17 protein-coding genes and 1 riboswitch are annotated in these 18,402 nt (G+C 72.9%); of the genes, 15 read left to right on the top strand and 2 right to left on the bottom strand.

All coding sequences use genetic code 11. From position 1 onward, the window contains the following. The 11 genes from ACZ60E_RS05530 (at position 1) to ACZ60E_RS05480 (ending at position 12,204) form a co-directional block, all read left to right on the top strand. A complete protein-coding gene (locus ACZ60E_RS05530; protein WP_469438451.1) occupies positions 1-945 on the top strand; it encodes a carbohydrate ABC transporter permease in 945 nt (314 codons plus the stop codon). Beyond that, a complete protein-coding gene (locus ACZ60E_RS05525) occupies positions 945-1,844 on the top strand; it encodes a carbohydrate ABC transporter permease (RefSeq protein WP_469438449.1) in 900 nt (299 codons plus the stop codon). Before ACZ60E_RS05530 ends, ACZ60E_RS05525 begins: the two co-directional genes overlap by 1 nt. Then, on the top strand, positions 1,841-3,961 hold the full coding sequence (locus tag ACZ60E_RS05520) for an alpha-galactosidase (protein ID WP_469438447.1): 2,121 nt from the start codon (positions 1,841-1,843) through the stop codon (positions 3,959-3,961). The genes ACZ60E_RS05525 and ACZ60E_RS05520 overlap by 4 nt, the downstream gene beginning before the upstream one ends. A gap of 67 nt (positions 3,962-4,028) precedes the next feature. After that, positions 4,029-4,802, top strand: a complete 774-nt coding sequence (locus ACZ60E_RS05515; RefSeq protein ID WP_384807367.1) for an SDR family NAD(P)-dependent oxidoreductase — start codon at positions 4,029-4,031, stop codon at positions 4,800-4,802. Positions 4,803-4,860: 58 nt separating this feature from the next. Next, complete coding sequence (locus ACZ60E_RS05510) at positions 4,861-5,616, top strand: FadR/GntR family transcriptional regulator (RefSeq protein WP_385837240.1); 756 nt, start codon at positions 4,861-4,863, stop codon at positions 5,614-5,616. After that, complete coding sequence (gene dgoD, locus ACZ60E_RS05505) at positions 5,613-6,758, top strand: galactonate dehydratase (RefSeq protein WP_469438444.1); 1,146 nt, start codon at positions 5,613-5,615, stop codon at positions 6,756-6,758. Before ACZ60E_RS05510 ends, dgoD begins: the two co-directional genes overlap by 4 nt. Positions 6,759-6,760: 2 nt before the next feature. Beyond that, positions 6,761-7,621: a hypothetical protein gene (locus tag ACZ60E_RS05500; RefSeq protein ID WP_469438442.1), complete on the top strand. Its 861-nt coding sequence runs from the start codon at positions 6,761-6,763 to the stop codon at positions 7,619-7,621. 35 nt (positions 7,622-7,656) lie between these two features. After that, the gene (locus tag ACZ60E_RS05495) at positions 7,657-8,289 is read left to right on the top strand and encodes a bifunctional 4-hydroxy-2-oxoglutarate aldolase/2-dehydro-3-deoxy-phosphogluconate aldolase (RefSeq protein WP_469438988.1); all 633 of its coding nucleotides are present in this window, start codon (positions 7,657-7,659) and stop codon (positions 8,287-8,289) included. Then, on the top strand, positions 8,286-9,251 hold the full coding sequence (locus ACZ60E_RS05490; protein ID WP_469438439.1) for an SMP-30/gluconolactonase/LRE family protein: 966 nt from the start codon (positions 8,286-8,288) through the stop codon (positions 9,249-9,251). Before ACZ60E_RS05495 ends, ACZ60E_RS05490 begins: the two co-directional genes overlap by 4 nt. Further along, positions 9,248-10,249 (top strand): sugar kinase, encoded by a 1,002-nt coding sequence (locus tag ACZ60E_RS05485; protein ID WP_469438437.1) that lies wholly within the window; start codon positions 9,248-9,250, stop codon positions 10,247-10,249. Before ACZ60E_RS05490 ends, ACZ60E_RS05485 begins: the two co-directional genes overlap by 4 nt. Positions 10,250-10,644: 395 nt before the next feature. Then, positions 10,645-12,204 carry a C40 family peptidase gene (locus ACZ60E_RS05480; RefSeq protein ID WP_469438435.1) on the top strand — a complete coding sequence of 520 codons (1,560 nt, stop codon included), beginning with the start codon at positions 10,645-10,647 and terminating at the stop codon, positions 12,202-12,204. A gap of 8 nt (positions 12,205-12,212) precedes the next feature. Here ACZ60E_RS05480 and ACZ60E_RS05475 read toward each other — a convergent pair whose 3' ends face one another. Together ACZ60E_RS05475 and ACZ60E_RS05470 are read right to left on the bottom strand one after the other, a co-directional pair. Next, positions 12,213-12,770 carry a GNAT family N-acetyltransferase gene (locus tag ACZ60E_RS05475; RefSeq protein WP_469438433.1) on the bottom strand — a complete coding sequence of 186 codons (558 nt, stop codon included), beginning with the start codon at positions 12,768-12,770 and terminating at the stop codon, positions 12,213-12,215. Between the two features lie 107 nt (positions 12,771-12,877). Next, positions 12,878-13,666 (bottom strand): glutathione S-transferase family protein, encoded by a 789-nt coding sequence (locus ACZ60E_RS05470; protein WP_469438431.1) that lies wholly within the window; start codon positions 13,664-13,666, stop codon positions 12,878-12,880. Between the two features lie 265 nt (positions 13,667-13,931). Beyond that, positions 13,932-14,076, bottom strand: a riboswitch (SAM riboswitch). 63 nt (positions 14,077-14,139) lie between these two features. Between ACZ60E_RS05470 and ACZ60E_RS05465 the strand changes: the two genes are divergently transcribed. The 4 genes from ACZ60E_RS05465 (at position 14,140) to ACZ60E_RS05450 (ending at position 18,389) form a co-directional block, all read left to right on the top strand. Continuing rightward, on the top strand, positions 14,140-14,499 hold the full coding sequence (locus ACZ60E_RS05465; protein ID WP_469438429.1) for a putative leader peptide: 360 nt from the start codon (positions 14,140-14,142) through the stop codon (positions 14,497-14,499). A gap of 77 nt (positions 14,500-14,576) precedes the next feature. Further along, on the top strand, positions 14,577-15,881 hold the full coding sequence (locus ACZ60E_RS05460; RefSeq protein WP_469438427.1) for an LLM class flavin-dependent oxidoreductase: 1,305 nt from the start codon (positions 14,577-14,579) through the stop codon (positions 15,879-15,881). Positions 15,882-15,900: 19 nt separating this feature from the next. Beyond that, positions 15,901-17,301, top strand: coding sequence for an NtaA/DmoA family FMN-dependent monooxygenase (locus ACZ60E_RS05455; protein WP_469438424.1), 1,401 nt, complete (start codon positions 15,901-15,903; stop codon positions 17,299-17,301). Next, the gene (locus ACZ60E_RS05450; protein WP_469438421.1) at positions 17,298-18,389 is read left to right on the top strand and encodes an LLM class flavin-dependent oxidoreductase; all 1,092 of its coding nucleotides are present in this window, start codon (positions 17,298-17,300) and stop codon (positions 18,387-18,389) included. Before ACZ60E_RS05455 ends, ACZ60E_RS05450 begins: the two co-directional genes overlap by 4 nt. Positions 18,390-18,402 lie beyond the last annotated feature (13 nt).

Raw genomic sequence — 18,402 nt, 5'->3', positions numbered from 1 at the left:
ATGCCCGACACGGCCGTCCTGACCGCCCCCGACCGAAAGGCGCCCGCCCCGCCGCCGCCCCGGGGCAGGCGGAACCGGGGCCCGCGCCGCACACCCCCGCTGGTCCTCGCCTTCGTCCTCGTCCCCCTGCTCGCCGAGGCGCTGTGGGTGTTCTGGCCGGCGATCCAGGGCTTCTACCTCGCCCTCACCAGCTGGGACGGCGTCTCCGCACCGAAGTTCGTCGGCCTGGACAACTTCCGCGAGATGGCCCACGACGACGTCTTCCTCGACGCGACCGGCCACACCGTGCTCTGGCTCCTCCTCTTCGGCGGCCTGTCCGCCGTCCTGGGCCTCGGCGCCGCACTCGTGCTCCAGCAGGAACGGCGCGGCGTCGGCTTCTACCGCGCCGCCCTGTTCCTGCCCGTCGTCTTCTCCCTGGTCGCCACCGCCCTGGTGTGGCAGGCGATCTACCAGCCCGACGGAGTCCTCAACCAGCTCCTCGAATCGGTCGGCCTCGGCACCCTGCGCCACGCCTGGCTCGCCGACCAGGACACCGCCCTGTACGCCGTGATGGTCCCCGCGCTCTGGCGCCAGATCGGTTACGTGATGGTCCTGTACGTCGCCGGCCTCAAGGGCATCGACCCGGCGCTGTACGAGGCCGCCAAGGTCGACGGCGCCGGTGCCTGGCAGCGGCTGCGGCACGTCACCCTGCCCCAGCTGCGCAGTGTCAACGCCGTCGTCCTGTCCGTCATCGTCATCGACTCACTGCGCTCCTTCGACGTCGTGTGGTCGCTGACCAGGGGCGGCCCCTACCACTCCTCGGAACTGCTGAGCACGTACATGTACTCCACCGCCTTCCAGTCCCTGCGCCTCGGTTACGGGTCCGCCCTCGCCGTCGTCATCTTCGTGCTGGCCTTCGGCGTCATCTGCTCCTATCTCGTCCGCGCGTTCCGGGAGGCCGACTGATGTCCGCCCCGTCAGCCCCCTCCGCCTCCTCGACCGCTTCCTCCTCCGCCCCGTCCGTCTCCGCCACCGCGCTGCGCCGCAGGCGGGCCGCCACCGCGGGGTTCCACCTCGGCGCGGGCACCCTGGCCGTCCTGTGGCTGCTGCCCATCGCCCTGGTCCTGGTGACCAGCCTGCGGTCCTTCGACGACATCGCCGCGCACGGCCTGGGCAGCCTGCCGCACTCCTTCACCCTCGGCAACTTCGGCCAGGCCTGGAACGACGGCGGCCAGCAGCGCGCCCTGATCAACAGCCTGCTGGTCACCGTGCCGGCCGTCCTGGTGACGCTCGCGCTGGCCGCCATGGCCGCGTTCGGACTCAGCCGCTACGACATGCCGTTCCGCCGCTCCCTGCTGTTGCTCATGCTCGGCGGCAACCTGCTCCCGCCGCAGATCCTCCTCATCCCCGTCTCCAAACTGAGCGAACTGCTGGGCATCTACGACACCCTGCCCGCACTCGTCGGCGTACAGATCGGCTTCGGTGTCGGCTTCTACGTCTTCGTCCTGCACGGGTTCATGCGGTCGATCCCACCGGAGATCCAGCAGGCGGCGGTCGTCGACGGCGCCGGGCCCTGGCAGATCTTCTGGCGGATCATCCTGCCGCTGACCCGTCCGGCCCTGGCGGCCCTCAGCGCACTGTCGTTCACCTGGATCTTCAACGACCTGCTGTGGGCGATCACCGTGCTGCGCAGCGACACCAAGATGCCGATCACCGCCGCCCTCATCGGACTCCAGGGGCAGTACGTGTCCATGTGGAACGTCATCGCCGCCGGTTCCGTCATCGCCGCGGCGCCCACCGTGATCGTGTTCCTGCGGTTCCAGCGGCACTTCGTGGCCGGCCTCAACCTGGGAGCGGTGAAGTGACCACGCCTGAGCGCTGGATCCTGCGCGCCGAGACCAGCAGCTACACCGTGCGGCTGTCCCCGGACGGGCCGTGGGCCGAACTGGAGGCCTGGGGTCCGACCGGTGTCGAGGAAGGCCCGTCCGCCCTCGACTGGTCGCGGCGCACGCACTTCATCACGCCCGCGGACGCGGCACCGGCCGAGTATCTGCCGTACGGGCTGCGGCCGTTCACCGGGAGCGAGCTCGTCGCGTCCCGGCCGGGCGGGGAGCGGGGCTCGTGGTGGCACTTCGACGGCGCGGAGGAAGACAGTCCCGGAGGCGGGGAGGGGAGCAGCGGTCTGCGGCTCGCCTTCACCGACGACGTCCTCGGTCTGCGTACGGTCCTCTGCTACGAGGTGGTGCCGGGCACGGACGTGATCCTGCGCTGGACCGAACTGACCGCGACCTCCGGCGAACTGCGTCTGGAACGGCTCGACTCGGCCGCCGTGAACATCCCCGTCACCGGCGCCGCCCGGCTGACCTGTCTCACCGGCCAGTGGTCGCAGGAGTTCCAGCGCACCCAACTCGACCTGCCACGCGGCACGTTCACCATGGGCAGCGTCCAGGGCGCCCCCGGCCACGCGTACGCGCCCTGGCTCGCGGTGCAGGACGGCGCGGACGGGACAGCCGGGGGCGGAGGCGCGGCGTACGGCATCGCCCTCGAATGGTCCGGCAACTGGCACATCACCGCGGAGGCCGAACCGGGCGGTCTCGTCCGCGTCCGCGCCGGGCGGGTCCCGCACGAGGGCGCCGTGTTCCTGGCGCCCGGGGAAACCCTCACCACCCCACGTCTGGCCTGCGCGTTCAGCCCGGACGGCCTCGACGGGCTCTCCCGGGTCTGGCACCGCTACGAACGCCGGCTCTCCGGCGAGCGGCTGCACCGGCCCCGCAAGGTCCTCTACAACTCCTGGGAGGCCACCGGCTTCGACGTCGACGCGGCCGGGCAGCTGGAGCTGGCCAAGGCCGCCGCCGACATCGGAGCCGAACTGTTCGTCGTCGACGACGGCTGGTTCACCGGCCGCACCGACGACACCGGGGGCCTCGGCGACTGGTACCCGGACCCGGCGGCCTTCCCGCAGGGCTTCGGCCGGTTCGTCGACGACATCCGGGGACTCGGCCTCGACTTCGGCCTGTGGGTCGAGCCCGAGGCGGTCAGCCCCGGCAGCCGCCTGTACGCCGAACACCCCGAGTGGGCCTATCGGATCGAGGGCCGCCCCGCCCGCCTGGTCCGCAACCAACTGCTCCTCGATCTCGGCCGTACCGACGTCCAGGACTTCGTCATCGGCACGCTCGACCGGCTGCTGACCGCGTACGACATCAGCTACCTCAAGTGGGACATGAACCGGCCGCCCACCGAACGCGGCCGCCCGGCCGCCCCGCCCGACGCCCGGCTCGACCTGGACGCCGAGCACGTCGCCGGATACCTGCGCGTCCTCGACCACCTGCGCGCCACCCACCCGGACGTCACGGTCGAGGGCTGCGCGGGCGGCGGCGCACGCATCGAGCACGCGACCGTCGCGCGCACCGACGTGGTGTGGCCCAGCGACAACACCGCCCCGCTGGACCGGCTGTCCGTCCAGTACGGCTTCCTGCACGCCCACGCCCCGCACGTCATGAGTTCCTGGGTCACCGACGCCCCCGGAATCTTCGACCCGCGCCCGCGCAGTCTCGCCTTCCGGTTCGTCAACGCCATGTGCGGAGTCCTCGGCATCGGCGCCGACCTGCGCGCCTGGACACCCGAGGAGCGGGCCGAGGCCGCCCGGTGGATCGCCCGCTACAAGGACGTACGCGACGTCGTCCACCACGGTGAGGTCCACCTCCTCGGCAGCCCCCAGGACCCCACCTGCGGTGTGCAGTACGACGACCCGCGGTCGGGGCGCACGGTCGTCGCGGCCCTCGGCACCGGACGCCTCGACGGGGCCCCGCTGCTGCCCGGCCGCCCCGACCGGCTGAGACTGCGCGGCCTCGACCCGGGAACGCGCTACCACGACGCCGGGTCGGGCCGTACGTACAGCGGGGCGCACCTGCTGCACCACGGTCTGCCGTTCACCTGGAGCGAGGGCCACGACGCCGAGCTGGTGGTGCTGCGGCGGCGGTGACAGCGGTCCGGCATATGTTTTCGGGACGGACGGCCGTCCCCCGCACGCGAAGGAGTCGAACCCCACGATGGAGCAGCCCGCACGACCGCCCGGCGCCCGCTTCGCCGGCCGCACGGCCGTCGTCACCGGCGCGGCCTCCGGCATCGGAGCCGCCACGGCCGAACGCCTCGCCGAGGAGGGGGCCGCCGTGGTCCTCGCCGACCTCGCCGAGGACCGGGGCGAGAGAGTCGCCGCGCGCATCACGAAGGCGGGCGGCCACGCACGGTTCGTACGGGCCGACGTCGCCGCGGAGGACGACTGGACCCGGATCGTGGCCGCCGCCCACGACTTCGGGCCCGTGGACGTCCTCGTCAGCAACGCCTACACCGTCGAGGTGACGCCCGCCCACGAGATGTCCCTCGCCTCGTGGCAGCGCCAGCTCGCCGTCAACACCACCGGCGCCTTCCTCGGCTTCCGGGCCCTCCTGCCCGACCTGCGGACCCGCCGGGGAGCGGTGGTACTGACCTCGTCCGTCCACGCGAACAGGGGCATCCCCGGCCACCCGGCGTACGCCGCCTCCAAGGGCGCCCTGCTCTCCCTGTGCTCGCAGCTCGCCGTCGAGTACGGGCCCGAGGTGCGCGTCAACGCCGTCGTACCCGGCCCGATCCTGACCGCCGCCTGGGACAGGGTCACACCCGAGGACCGGGAGCGCAGTATCGCGGAAACGGCCGCGCGCCGCTTCGGCTCACCGGACGAGGTGGCCGCGGCCATCGCCTTCCTCAGTGCCGACGAAGCCTCGTACATCACCGGGACGAGCCTGGTGGTGGACGGCGGCTGGAGCGTGGTCAAGGCCTCCGCATGACCACGACACCGCACCCTCACACGCATACGCCCACCTCGCAGAGAAAGGCCGTACGACAATGACGCCCTATGCCCGCCGCGGCGTGCACGGCCAGACCGTGGAAGTCCTCGCCCGCCGCATCCTGGGCGGCGAGATCCCCGAGGGGGCCACGCTGGACCTGGTGGCGCTGCAGAGCGAGCTGGACGTGAGCCTCACCGCTCTGCGCGAGTCCCTCAAGGTGCTCGCCGCCAAGGGGATGGTCGACGCCCGCCAGAAACGCGGCACGTTCGTCCGCACCCGTGCCGAGTGGAACCTCCTCGACGTCGACGTGCTGCGCTGGCAGTTCGAGGGCGGACGCACCTCCGAGGCCGACGAGGCGCTGCTGCGGAACCTCGCCGAGGTGCGCGCCATCATCGAGCCGGCCGCCGTGCGGCTGGCCGCCGACCGGCGCACCGACGCCGACCTGGCGGCCCTCGACGGCGCGCTCGACGCGATGGGGGAGGGCGGTGGCGACGCCGCCCACGCCGTCGAGGCCGACCTCGCCTTCCACCGGGCCCTGCTGGCCGCCACCCACAACGAACTCCTCGAACGCATGGAGATGGTGATCGAGTCCGGGCTGGCCCACCGCGACCGCATCGTGCACAGTGCCCCGCACAGCGAGGACCCGGTCCCGGCGCACCGGGCGGTCCTGGACGCCGTACGCGACCGGGACCCGCGGGCCGCCGAGACCGCTATGCGGGCCCTGCTCGACCAGGCGGGCCGCGACCTGGACCGCCTCGGCGACGCCGATGACAGCCCTGTGCCCGACGCGACGGAAGGCTCCCGCTCCCAGTGAAGATCACCCGTATCGAGACCTTCCTGGTCCCGCCCCGCTGGCTGTTCTGCCGTGTCGAGACGGACGACGGTGTCGTCGGCTGGGGTGAACCGGTCGTCGAAGGGCGGGCCGAGGTCGTGCGCGCCGCCGTCGACGTCCTGGCCGAATACCTCGTCGGCCAGGACCCGTTGCGCATCCAGGACCACTGGCAGGTGCTGTCCAAGGGCGGCTTCTACCGCGGCGGCCCGATTCTCTCCAGTGCCGTCGCCGGGCTCGACCAGGCCCTGTGGGACATCGCGGGCAAGACGTACGGGGCTCCGGTGCACGCCCTGCTGGGCGGCCCGGTCCGGGACCGCGTCCGCGTCTACGCCTGGGTCGGCGGCGACGAACCCGCCGAGCTGACCGAGCAGATAGCCGCCCAGGTCGAGGCGGGCTTCACGGCGGTGAAGATGAACGGGGCCGGGGCCACCTCGCCCATCCCCACCCCGGCCGAGACCGCCGCGATCGTGGGCCGGGTGGCTGCCGCCCGCGAGGCACTGGGCCCCGACCGGGATGTCGCCGTCGACTTCCACGGCCGTTTCACGGCGGCGGGCGCCCGCCGTGTCCTGTCCGAACTGGGGCCCCTGCACCCGCTGTTCGTCGAGGAGCCCGTCGTGCCCGAGCACGGCCACCTGCTGGCCGGCCTCGTCGCGGCGAGCCCGATCCCGCTCGCCACCGGTGAACGCCTGTACGGGCGCGCCGACTTCCTGCCCGTGCTCACCGCGGGCATCGCGGTCGCCCAGCCGGACCTGTCCCATGCCGGGGGCATCTCGGAGGTGCACCGCATCGCCTCGCTCGCCGAGACGCACGGCGCGCAGCTCGCCCCGCACTGCCCGCTCGGCCCGATCGCCCTGGCGGCCAGCCTCCAGGTCGCCTTCGCCACCCCCAACTTCCTTATCCAGGAGCAGAGTCGGGGCATCCACTACAACAAGGACGCCGACCTGCTGTCGTACCTGGTGGACCCCGAGCCGTTCCGCTTCGTCGACGGGCACGCCTCCCGCGGCGACGCCCCCGGTCTGGGCGTCACGATCGACGAGGCCGCCGTACGGTCGGCCGACCGGTCGGGACACGCCTGGCGCAACCCGGTGTGGCGGCACGCCGACGGCTCCTTCGCGGAGTGGTGAGCATGCCGCTGGAGGTGGTCACCGACCCCGCCCACGGCGGCCGTTGGACCTCCCTGCGCACGACCGCCGGCCGGGAGTGGCTGTGGCACCGCGAGGCCCCCGAGCGGGCGGGGGCCGCACCCGGCGACGCTTTCGTGGACGCGGGCGGCCTGGAGGAATGCGTCCCCACGGTCCGGGGCGGACCGGACCACGGGGACGCGTGGACACGGCCCTGGACACGGGTCCCAACACCGGATCCGGACCATGTCCCGGGTCCGGAGCGGGGTGACGGCGACCGGTACGTCGTCCGCTGCGAACTGTTCACGCTCAGTCGCACGATCCGCGGCACCCCCGCCGGAGCGGAGGCCGACTACGTGCTGACGGCCGACGCGGGCTTCCGCTTCGTGTGGGCCGCCCATGCCCTGCTCGATCTGTCCGACCGGGCGAGCGTGCGCCTCGGCGACGGGGCGCGGACCCGGCTCTTCCCCGAGGCGGCCCCGCTGCTGCCGGGGCCGTGGCCCAAGGGCGCCGCGTGGGTGGAGGGGGACTGGCCCGCCCCCTGCGGACTGCGTATGGACCGGTTCGGTCCGGACGACGGCACCGCGGTCGGCGCCGTCGTGGACGCCCCCGGCTGCTGTGTCCACGACGGCCGGGACCGGCTGTCACTGGCCCTGGAGGCCGACGGGCAGCCCACCTCCGTCGCCCTCTGGCGCAACCTGGGCGGCTTCCCCGCCGGGCGCCCCTACCGCAGCACAGGCGTCGAGCCCATGCTCGGCCGTGTTTTCGACCTCGCCGACGCGGGTCCCGGCGACGCGGCCCGGGTACCCGTGTCGGGCGAGGTGCGGTGGCGGCTCACGCTCACCACGCACTGCCGCTGCACCTGAACCGACCTGTACCACAAGGAGTCTGCATGGACCTGCTGGATCTTCGAGCGGCTCTCACCGCCCACCGCCTGGTCGCGATCGTGCGCGGCGACGACCCGGAGGCGGCGGTACGCACCGTGCTGGCCCTGGCCGAAGAGGGGATCGAGCTGATCGAGGTGTCCCTCAGCGGCAAGGACGCCCTGTCGGTCATCGAGCGGGCCCGCAAGGAACTCGGCCTCGACCGCCCCCTCGGCGCCGGTACGGTCCTGACCACCGACGACGCCCGCGCCGCCCGGCAGGCCGGTGCGGACTTCGCCGTCACCCCCGCGCTCGGGGACGGCGTCACCGCGGCACGCGAGCTGGGGCTGCCGGTCCTGGCCGGGGTGATGACCCCGACCGAGATCCTGGCCGCGCGGACCCTCGGCGTCGCCGCACTGAAGATCTTCCCCGCCGCCCAGGCCGGTGGTCCCGCCTACCTCAAGGCGCTGCGCGGCCCGTTCCCGCACGAGCTGTTCGTGCCGGTGGGCGGGGTCGACGGGGCCGCCGCGCGCGCCTATCTGGAGGCCGGGGCGACCGCCGTCGGCGTGGGCTCACCGCTGATCGGGGACGCGGCCGACGGCGGCAGCCTGACCGCGCTGCGGGACCGCGCGCGGGCGTTCCTCGCGGTGGCGAACGAGGGCACGTCGTGACCCACCCCGAAGCCGAAACCGAAGCAGCGGCAGAGACGGGGGTAGGGACAGAGACAGGGGCAGAGGCAGTCGTCCTCGGCCCCGACCGTCTCGAACTCGGCGAAGGCGTCCGCTGGACGGACGACCACGGCATCGTGCTCGTGGACATCCTCGCGGGCCGCCTGCTCACCGCCACCCCGGACCGTCCCGCCGAGCCCTTCCGGCAACTGGCCCACCTGTCCTTCCCCCTGGGCGCGGTGGCCCCTGTGGCCGACGCCCCCGGCACCTGGATCGCCGCCGCGGGAACCGGCATCTGTCTGCTCGCCCCGGACACCCCGCCGCGCTGGCTGGCACAACCCGATGCGGACGCCGCACGGCCCATGCGCATGAACGACAGGACCGCCGACCCCTCCGGCCGCTTCTGGGCGGGCAGCATGGCCTACGAGGCCGACGACGGAGCGGGCTCCCTCTACCGCGTCGACCACGACGGCACGGTGGTCCGCGTCCTCGACGGCATCACCGTGCCGAACGGGCCCGCCTTCACGGCCGACGGCCGCACCATGTACCTGGCCGACAGCGCCCGTGGAGTCGTCCGGCGTTACCCCGTCGACCCGGCCACCGGCGCCCTCGGCACCCCGGAGGCGTACGTCACCGTCGACGACGGCAGCCCCGACGGCATGGTGGTGGATGCCGAGGGCGCGGTGTGGATCGCGGTGTGGGGCACCGGCACCGTACGCAGGTATCTGCGGGACGGCCGCCTCGACCGCACCCTGCGGCTGCCCGCGCGGCAGCCCGCCGGAGTGTGCCTGCGGGAGGACCTTCTGTACGTCACCAGCGCCCGCGTGGGCCTCGCCGCGCCCGGCCCGTACGACGGCGCCGTGTTCACGGCCCGGGTCGGCGTACCCGGGAGACCGGCGGACACGTACCGGAGCCACGCCCCCGACCTTCGCGGCCCCGACTCGCCCCGTAAGGAAGCGGCATGAACAGCACGTCCGCAGCCCGCGCCGACTGGCGGCCCCGCGAAGGGCCGGTGGTCTGCGTCGGGGAGACCATGGCCGCGCTCGCCCCCGCCCCGGCCGAGTCCCTGGAGAGCGCCGAGGACCTGCGGGTGTCGGTGGCCGGGGCCGAGTCGAACGTGGCGATGTACCTGGCCGACCTGGGCATCCCCGTCGCCTGGCTCTCGGCGCTGGGCGACGACGCGTTGGGACGGCGGGTGCGTGCCGCGGTCGGCGCGGCCGGTGTCGACGTCGGGGGAGTGCGGCACGACCCGGAGCGGCCCACCGGCCTGCTCGTGAAGGAGCCGGCCGCCACCCGCACCCGCGTCCACTACTACCGCGGCGGCTCGGCGGCCTCGGCCCTGGGCCCCGACGTGCTGAAGGACGACCGGCTGCGGTCCGCCTCCCTCGTCCACCTCACCGGGATCACCCCGGCCCTGTCCCCGTCCTGCCGGAGTCTGGTCGAGGAGGCCCTGGCCACCCCGCCGGACGAACGCCCGTACGCCATCAGCTTCGACGTCAACCACCGCCGGGCGCTGTGGCCGCCCGGCACGGCAGCGCCCGTACTGCGCGAGCTGGCCGACCGCGCCGACCTCACCTTCGTCGGCCTGGACGAGGCACAGGACCTGTGGGACGCCGACCTCGAACCGGACGGCGTACGACGGCTGTTGCCGCATCCGCGCCTCCTCGTCGTCAAGGACGGCGGCCGGTCGGCCACGGTCTTCAGCGACGAAGGCTCCTGGACCGTGCCCGCTCTGCGCACGGACGTGGTGGAGCCCGTCGGCGCGGGGGACGCCTTCGCCGCCGGGTTCCTGAGCGGTCTGCTGCGGGGCGCCGACATGGAGCGCGCGCTGCGACTCGGACACATCACGGCCGGTTCGGCACTCCAAGTGACCGGCGATCACGGCCCGTTGCCGGACGACTCCCGGATCGAGGAACTTCTCGGTCTCTCCGCGCCCGACTGGGCCCGGGTGAACCGTGAGTGACGGACCGGTCGCGGTGAGGTGGTCAACGGTCCAAGGTCACCGTCGGGTACGACGAAGGTCACAATTACATATCGGACACTTCGCACTTCAATCTTCACGCGAGACACACAAGTTGGCTAAGTTGACGGCTGGGCCGTACGACTCCCTCCGGTGAACCTCGCCGGGTCGCGCGGTCTCCGCCGAATCCGACCGGCCTTCGTGGCGGCCGGAGCCGGAGGTCCAGTCGACTTCAGGGTGAATCGGCCCAACTGTCCCCCGGGCAGAGGCCGTAGGGCATGCCTTTCGGAACAGTCCGCCCGAACCCGACAGCCGGCCCGGCAGGCGGTGCACGGAAGGAGTCGTCTCCCATCGCGCCGGAACGAACGCAGCGCCCCGGAGGCACCGGCCTCCCCGGCATGTCCCGCTCCGCCCTCGTGAAGGCGGCCCCCTCTTCCGTGGACCAGTTCGCCTCCGCAGGCATTCCCGCGCAGCGGGGTGATGAACCCAGCCGCGAGGAAGTACAGCAGCGGATCACCAATCTCTACGACCGTGTCGAGAACGCCACGGGCAACATCAACGTGACCCGAGCGATGAGCACCACGACGCGCGACGCCCGGCCGGCGTCAGGGGACAGGGGCGGCCGGGGCGGAGCGAGCGATGCCGCCGCCCCGCTGCCGGACGTCGCGAAGAAGTGGTTCGACGTGGGCCGTTCGCAGCTGGGCCCGGTCTTCCCGGCGGTGCTGCCGCCCGACAGGATGCCGGACCGCGGTTCTGCCGGATCGCGGCCCGCCGACGCGGGCGGCCGTCCGGGCGGCGGTGGCCGTGAGGGGCGCGCAGGACGTGAGGGTTCCGACAAGCCGGTCCTGGAGCTGACCGCAGGTCCGAGCGCCGGCCCCGGTGCCGGAGGTGGAGCCGGGCCCGTCGCGGAACTGACCGCGCGGCCCGTCGCCGAGCTGACCGCGGGACCCGCCGCCGCGCTGCCGGCCCTTCCGGCCCAGCGTCAGCCGGCCGACCGGGCCTTGCCCGGGACGTCCGGCGGACCGTCGCAGGCGACGCTGCGGACTTCGAAGCAGCGGAACCAGCGCAAGCTCGGACAGGCCCGTGACCTGCTGGCCGGACACGCGGCCCGGCGCGGTGCCGCACCCGTCGCGGAACTGCAGCCGTTCCAGGCGATCGAGGGCGCCTGGGGCCCTGCCGCCCAGGCACAGAACTACCGCGCGGCCTCGCCCGGCGCGGACGCGTGGCAGCAGCCGGCCATCGGCACGGACATGCGTGCGGGCACGGACATGTACGCCGGTACGGCCATGTACCCCGGCATACCCGGTACGGGAGCGGGTGCCGCCGCCGACCAGAGCATCGGCAACGGCGCGTACCCCGGGGTCGACCAGTACGCCGGCGCCCCCTACGCCGGTGGCCGGCGGAGCGACACGAGCATGTACGTCGACGCGAGCACACCCATCGCCACGGGAGTCGCCCTCGACATGCAGGCCGCGGCCAACCCCGGATACGGCATGCCCGCTCCTGCTCCCGCCCCCGCTCCCGCCCCGGCTCCTGCGTCCGCCTACACAACGCCCCCCTACGGCACGCCCGTCTATGCCGCACCCGACCCCGGGTACGGCGGACAGGGCGCCAGGGCCGTCGACTTCGCACGCGCCCAGATCGGCAAGCCGTGCGTATGGGGCTCGATGGGACCGGGCTCGTACGACTGCTCCAGTCTCACGCAGGCCGCCTGGAAGGTCGCCGGAGTCGCGCTCCCGCGTTCCGCCCAGGACCAGGCGACCGCCGGCACGATGGTCCCCGTGTCGGACATCCGGCCCGGTGACCTCGTGCTCTTCAGCGGCCAGGTCGGTCACGTCGGCATCGCCACGGGCAACGGCATGATGATCCACGCACCGAGCCCGGGCGTCGCCATCCGCGAGGAGTCGATCTACTGGGCCGGCGAGGCGGCGATCCACAGCGTGATCCGCCCCGCCTGAACCAGGGCTCAGCGTGACGGTGGCGTCTCCGCCGGCTCCGTGAGCGCCTTGGTGAAGCAGACACTGAACGGATTGCGGTCGTACGGGGCGTACGGCCGCACCTCCTGCCAGCCCTCCCGCGCGTAGAGCGCCCGCGCCTCCGGCTGGAGCGCGCCCGTCTGCAGCCACAGCCGGTCGACGCCGAGGGTCAGCGCGGTCGACTCCACCGCCGCGAGGGCCGCTCGCGCCAGCCCCCGGCCGCGGTAGTCGGCGTGCACGAACACCCGCTTCACCTCGTGCCGGTCGGGCAGCCTGCGCAGCGAGGCGGTGGCCACCGGCACACCGTCGGAGTAGGCGACCCAGGTGACGACGATCTCCTCGGCCGCGGGCTGCGGCGCACGTACGCGCCGGTGCTCGACCGGTGCGTAGCGCGGGGCCAGTTCGGCGGACATCTGCTCCCGCAGCCGGGCCGGGGCCGGGGCGTCCCACTCCTCGGACACCCAGCGGACCGCCGGCCCCCGCCGGGCGGCCCGGGTCCCCACCCCGGCCTCTTTGCCGGCTTCTTCCCTGACTTCTCCCTTGATCATGCGGACATGCTCACACCGGCGGGGGAGGTGTGTCGTCGGCCCGGGCCCGCTGTTCGCAGAACGGAAACACCCTGTTCGCAACGGCGGCCGGGCGGCCGGGCGGCCGTTTAACGGCCCGTGCGTCCGCCGCCGAGGAAGGCCGGGTGCCGGCCGAGCCGCCGGACGTACCCGTCCAGGTGGAGGTACGCGGACAGGGCGCCGCCGGCCGTGTCGAGATGAGTGAGTGCCACCCAGAGATCCACGTCCGCGGCCGTGATCGCCTCCCCCAACACATATGGGATGGCGGCCAGTTGATGATCGAGCAGGGTCAGTGTCGCCGCCCGCGCGTGGGGCGGGGAGGCCGGTGTGACGTCCCGGGTGAGGAGTTCCCGCAGGGCGTCGATCTCCGCGGCGAGGGCCGGCGGACGCAGCGCGGGCAGGCCGGGCCCTTCGTCGTCCCGGAGGTCGGCGAGGTCGGCGAGGTCGCGCAGGATGTCGGGCGTGTGGTTGCTGACGACGCGTCCGCTCCACCGGTCGCACAGCGCGGGCGCGGTCAGCGGACCGTCGTAGTGGTGCCAGGTCGCCTCGTAGGCCCGGCGCAGCGAGGCGAAGGCGTCCGGCGTCTCGGCGGGGCAGGTCAGCACGGTGGTGGCCGTCGAGTGCTCAAGTCCCAGCAGGGCGAGGGTGATCGAGACGCGCAGCGAACGCTGACAGCCTTCGGACAGATACAGCTGATAGCGGTGCGGCGCCGGGTAGAAGCCGCCGGCGAGGCCGACACCTATGCGGCCGCGGAAGCGGTGCGGACGTGCGGTCGCGCTCGGTGCGACCGTGCCGCAGGCGGGTGCGCCGGTGCCGGCCGTACGCGCGGCCGTGGCGAAGGTACCTGTGCTCGAACCGCGGGAAACTGTCTCGGGCATGGCTCTCCAGAGGGAATCGCGGAAGCCCTGGCCGCCTTGTGGGCACCAGTGGCGAAACGGAGTGACTGCGCTGTGTCGTGCACGTCCGGCAGGCTCCACGGGTCCGACGGGTCCGACGGGTCCGGATCGAGCGGACCGGAAGGACCGGGTGGACCGGCGGCGGACTAGTAAGCGCTGGAGACGCGCAACAGATCGATGTGCAGTCGCCTCGTCAAGCCGTTCCTGGGCAATTCCCACCCGTCCCGGTCGGGGCTCGCACGAGGCGAGACCACGCTTGTCCCGCCGCACCGGCGGAACCCGGTCGTCACCCGGGGCACCCCGTCGCGGTGGAAGGGTTGCCTGTCAGCGGGCCGGGGCCGATGACCGCACGGACGGGGGACCCTGTCCGACGGGCGCTGACAATCGTGACCGTCCCCGCAAGTGTCGGTGCGCTGCGTGAGTGTCGTCAAGATGCCGAGACGACGTCTCAATAGGTGGGCAGTGGCCCGTGCGGGTCGGTGGGGGTTGGCCGCGCAGTTCCCCGCGCCCCTGAAGGCGGGGCTTCGCCCTCGCCCCCTAGGGGCGCGGGGAACTGCGCGCTCAGCCCCCACCGACCCGCACACGACAACGAACCGCCGAGATCAAATTCGTACTGCCGGAAGAAAAGGAACAGCCGTACTGTTGTCAGCGTCGACGAGGAGACGAGCCGCAGGACGGAGGTGACGCACGTGAGACGACCACGCCCAACGCCCCGCCTCCGTGTCCCCAAGCTCACCCCGCGCCGCCGCGTCCGCCTGTACTCGCGGCAGCACATCGACCTGTTGCGCGTCGCCGGCGCACTCTGTCGTCCCTGACCCGTACCTCCGCGGCCCCGCCCTCCGCGCAGTGAGGGCCGGCTTCCTCCACGGTCGATCAGGAAGGCACCCCCGTCGTGTCGTCAGTACCTTCTTCAGCCCTGCCCTCTTCCTCCGCCCTGCATCTCGCCGTCGCGCTCGACGGAGCCGGCTGGCATCCCGCCGCGTGGCGCGAACCGGTGGCCCGCCCCCGGGACCTGCTCACCGCCGGGTACTGGACGGACCTCGTCACCGAGGCCGAACGCGGTCTGCTCGACTTCGTGACCATCGAGGACGCCCTCGGTCTCCAGTCCTCGCACTTCACCGAGCCCGACGGCCGCACCGACCAGGTCCGCGGCCGGCTCGACGCCGTCCTCATCGCCGCCCGGGTGGCCCCGCTGACGAGCCACATAGGTCTGCTGCCGACCGTGGTGGCCACGCACACAGAGCCGTTCCACATATCGAAGGCCATCGCCACGCTGGACTATGTGAGCACCGGCCGTGGCGGCGTACGGATCCAGGTGTCGGCCCGCCGTAACGAGGCCGCGCACTTCGGCCGCCGGACGGTCCCGTCGTTCCGTATCGAGGACCTGGAGAGCCCCGCCGTACAGGAGTTGACGGTCGACCTCTTCGACGAGGCGGCCGACTACGTCGAAGCGGTGCGGCGGCTGTGGGACAGCTGGGAGGACGGCGCGGAGATCCGGGACGTCGCCACCGGCCGTTTCATCGACCGGGAGAAGCTGCACTACATCGACTTCGAGGGCGCGCGCTTCAGCGTCAAGGGACCCTCGATCACGCCCAGGCCCCCGCAGGGGCAGCCGCCCGTCGGGGCGCTCGCGCACGAGACCGTGACCGGTGCGCCGTTCCGGCTGCTGGGCCGCTCCGCGGACCTCGGGTTCGTCACCCCGCACGACACCGGGCAGGCCCGGGCGATCGTCGCCGCGGTGCGTGCCGAACAGGACGCGGCCGGGCGGGCGGGGGAGCCCCTGCACCTCTTCGGGGATCTGGTCGTCTTCCTGGACGAGGATCCCGCCGAGGCCGCGGCCCGCAAGGAGCGGCTCGACGCCCTCGCGGGGTACCCCTACACGAGCGACGCCCGGATCTTCACCGGCTCACCGTCCCAACTGGCTGACCTGCTGCAGGAGTTGAGCGAGGCCGGACTGACCGGCTTCCGGCTGCGCCCCGCCGTCGCGGGACACGACCTTCCGGCGATCACCCGGGGTCTGGTCCCCGAACTCCAGCGCCGCGGCGTCTTCCGGCACGCGTACGAGGCCGACACCCTGCGCGGACTGCTCGGGCTCGAACGCCCGGCCAACCGCTACGCCGCAGCCGCAGCCGCAGCCGCAGCCGCAGCCGCAGCCGCAGCGGCCGACGCAGCCGCCGACGCCGTCACCACCGCCTGAGCCGGAAGGACCCACGAACATGAGCGAGCCCCGCAAGCCCGTCAAGCAGATCCACCTCGCGGCCCACTTCCCCGGCGTCAACAACACCACCGTGTGGAGCGACCCCGAGGCGGGCAGCCACATCGAGTTCAGCTCCTTCGCGCACTTCGCGCGCACCGCCGAACGCGCCAAGTTCGACTTCCTGTTCCTCGCCGAGGGCCTGCGCCTGCGCGAACAGGGCGGCGAGATTTACGACTTGGACGTCGTCGGACGCCCCGACACCTTCACGATCCTGTCCGCGCTGGCCGCCGTCACCGAACGCCTCGGCCTGACCGGCACCATCAACTCCACCTTCAACGAGCCCTACGAGGTGGCACGCCAGTTCGCGAGCCTCGACCACCTCTCCGACGGCCGCGCCGCCTGGAACGTCGTCACCTCCTGGGACGCCTTCACCGGCGAGAACTTCCGCCGCGGCGGTTTCCTCCCGCAGGAAGAGCGCTACTCCCGGGCCAAGGAGTTCCTGGCCACCGCGAACGAACTCTTCGACTCCTGGCACGGGGACGAGATCGTCGCCGACCCGGCGACCGGCACGTTCCTGAGCGACGCCAAGGCCGGAGCCTTCGTCCACCAGGGGCAGCACTTCGACATCGAGGGGCAGTTCAACGTCCCCGGCTCCCCGCAGGGCCGCCCGGTGATCTTCCAGGCCGGCGACTCCGAGGAGGGCCGCGAGTTCGCCGCCGCCGGAGCCGACGCGATCTTCAGCAGGTACGCCACCCTCAAGGAGGGCCAGGCCTTCTACACGGACGTCAAGGGCCGCCTGGCCCGCCACGGCCGGACCCCCGACCAGCTGCTCATCCTGCCCGCCGCGACCTTCGTCCTGGGCGACACGGACGCCGACGCCGCCGAACTGGCCCGCGAGGTGCGCCGCCAGCAGGTCAGCGGGGCGACCGCGCTCAAGCACCTGGAGTTCGTCTGGAACCGCGACCTGTCCGCGTACGACCCGGACGGGCCCCTGCCCGACATCGACCCCGACCTCGGTGAGCACACCCTCGCCCGCGGCCGGGCCCAGGTGCGCATGTACCGCGACCCGCTGGCCACCGCCCGTGAGTGGCGCGAGCGGGCCGCCGCCAACAAGTGGTCCATCCGCGACCTGGCCATCGAGACCGGCAACCGGCAGGCCTTCGTCGGCTCGGCCGAGACGGTTGCGCACACCATCAATGAGTTCGTGCAGGCCGACGCCGGCGACGGCTTCATCCTCGTCCCGCACATCACCCCCGGCGGCCTCGACGCCTTCGCCGACACGGTCGTCCCGCTGCTCCAGGAGCGCGGAGTCTTCCGCACGGAGTACGAGGGCACGACCCTGCGCGACCACCTGGGTCTGTCCCGGCCCGCCGCCCGGTCCGGCTCCGCGGTTCAGGGCGAGCGGGCGGTCGCCTCGTGAAGTTCCTGGCGATCACCCTGATCGTGCACGCGCCGGACCCGGTCACCGGCATCCAGAAATCCACCGGCGACCGCTTCCGCGAGGTCCTCGACAACGCCCTGCTGGCCGAGGAGCTGGGCTTCGACGGCTTCGGCGTGGGGGAGCGGCACGAGCGCCCCTTCATCTCCTCCTCGCCGCCCGTCGTCCTCAGCCACATCGCCGCCCTCACCTCCCGCATCCGCCTGTTCACGGCGGTGACGACCCTCAGCCTCCTCGACCCGGTCCGCGCGTACGAGGACTACGCGACCCTGGACCACCTGTCCGGCGGGCGCCTCGAACTGATCATCGGCAAGGGCAACGGAGCCGCCCAGCGCGACCTGTTCCACGTCACGCCCGAGGACCAGTGGGACCGCAACGCCGAGAGTTACGAGGTGTTCCGCACGCTCTGGCGGCAGGACAAGGTGACCGCCGCGACCCGCTTCCGCCCGGAACTGGTGGACGCCGAGGTGTGGCCCAGACCGCTCCAGCAGCCCGTCCGTGTCTGGCACGGCAGCGCCACGAGCAGGGAGTCCGTCGACCTCGCCGCCCGCTACGGCGACCCGCTCTTCTCGGCGAACGTCTCCAACCCCGTCGAGCCGTACGCCGAGTTGATCCGCTACTACCGCGAACGCTGGGAGCACCACGGCCACGACCCGGCCCGTATCGCCGTCGGCGCCGGGACGGCCGGCTACTACGCGGCCCGTACGTCGCAGGAGGCGGTCAGCGCCTACCGGCCCGTCTTCGAAGGGCAGTTGGCGTTCCAGAAGCGGCTCGGACTCGAACCGGTCTTCCCCACCCTGGAGGACTTCGTGGAGCGCAGTTCGGCCCTGATCGGCAGCCCGCAGCAGATCATCGAGAAAGTGCACCGCTACCACGAGCAGTTCGGCCACACCGTCCTCCATCTCCATGCGGACGCCGGTGGCCTGACGGCTACTCAGCACCGGGACTCGCTCGCCCTCTTCCAGTCGGCCATTGCCCCGGTGCTGCGCCGCGAGATCCCCGACCCGCCGTTCCCCTGGGGCCCGGTGCAGACCGGCCCCGCACCGGAACCCGTCGCCGCCGACCGCTGAGGAGCACCCGTAC

It is taken from the genome of Streptomyces sp. NPDC102514, from assembly GCF_055584525.1.
Note: the sequence above shows the minus strand (reverse complement) of the source record. Positions and strands in the feature narration are given on the sequence as shown.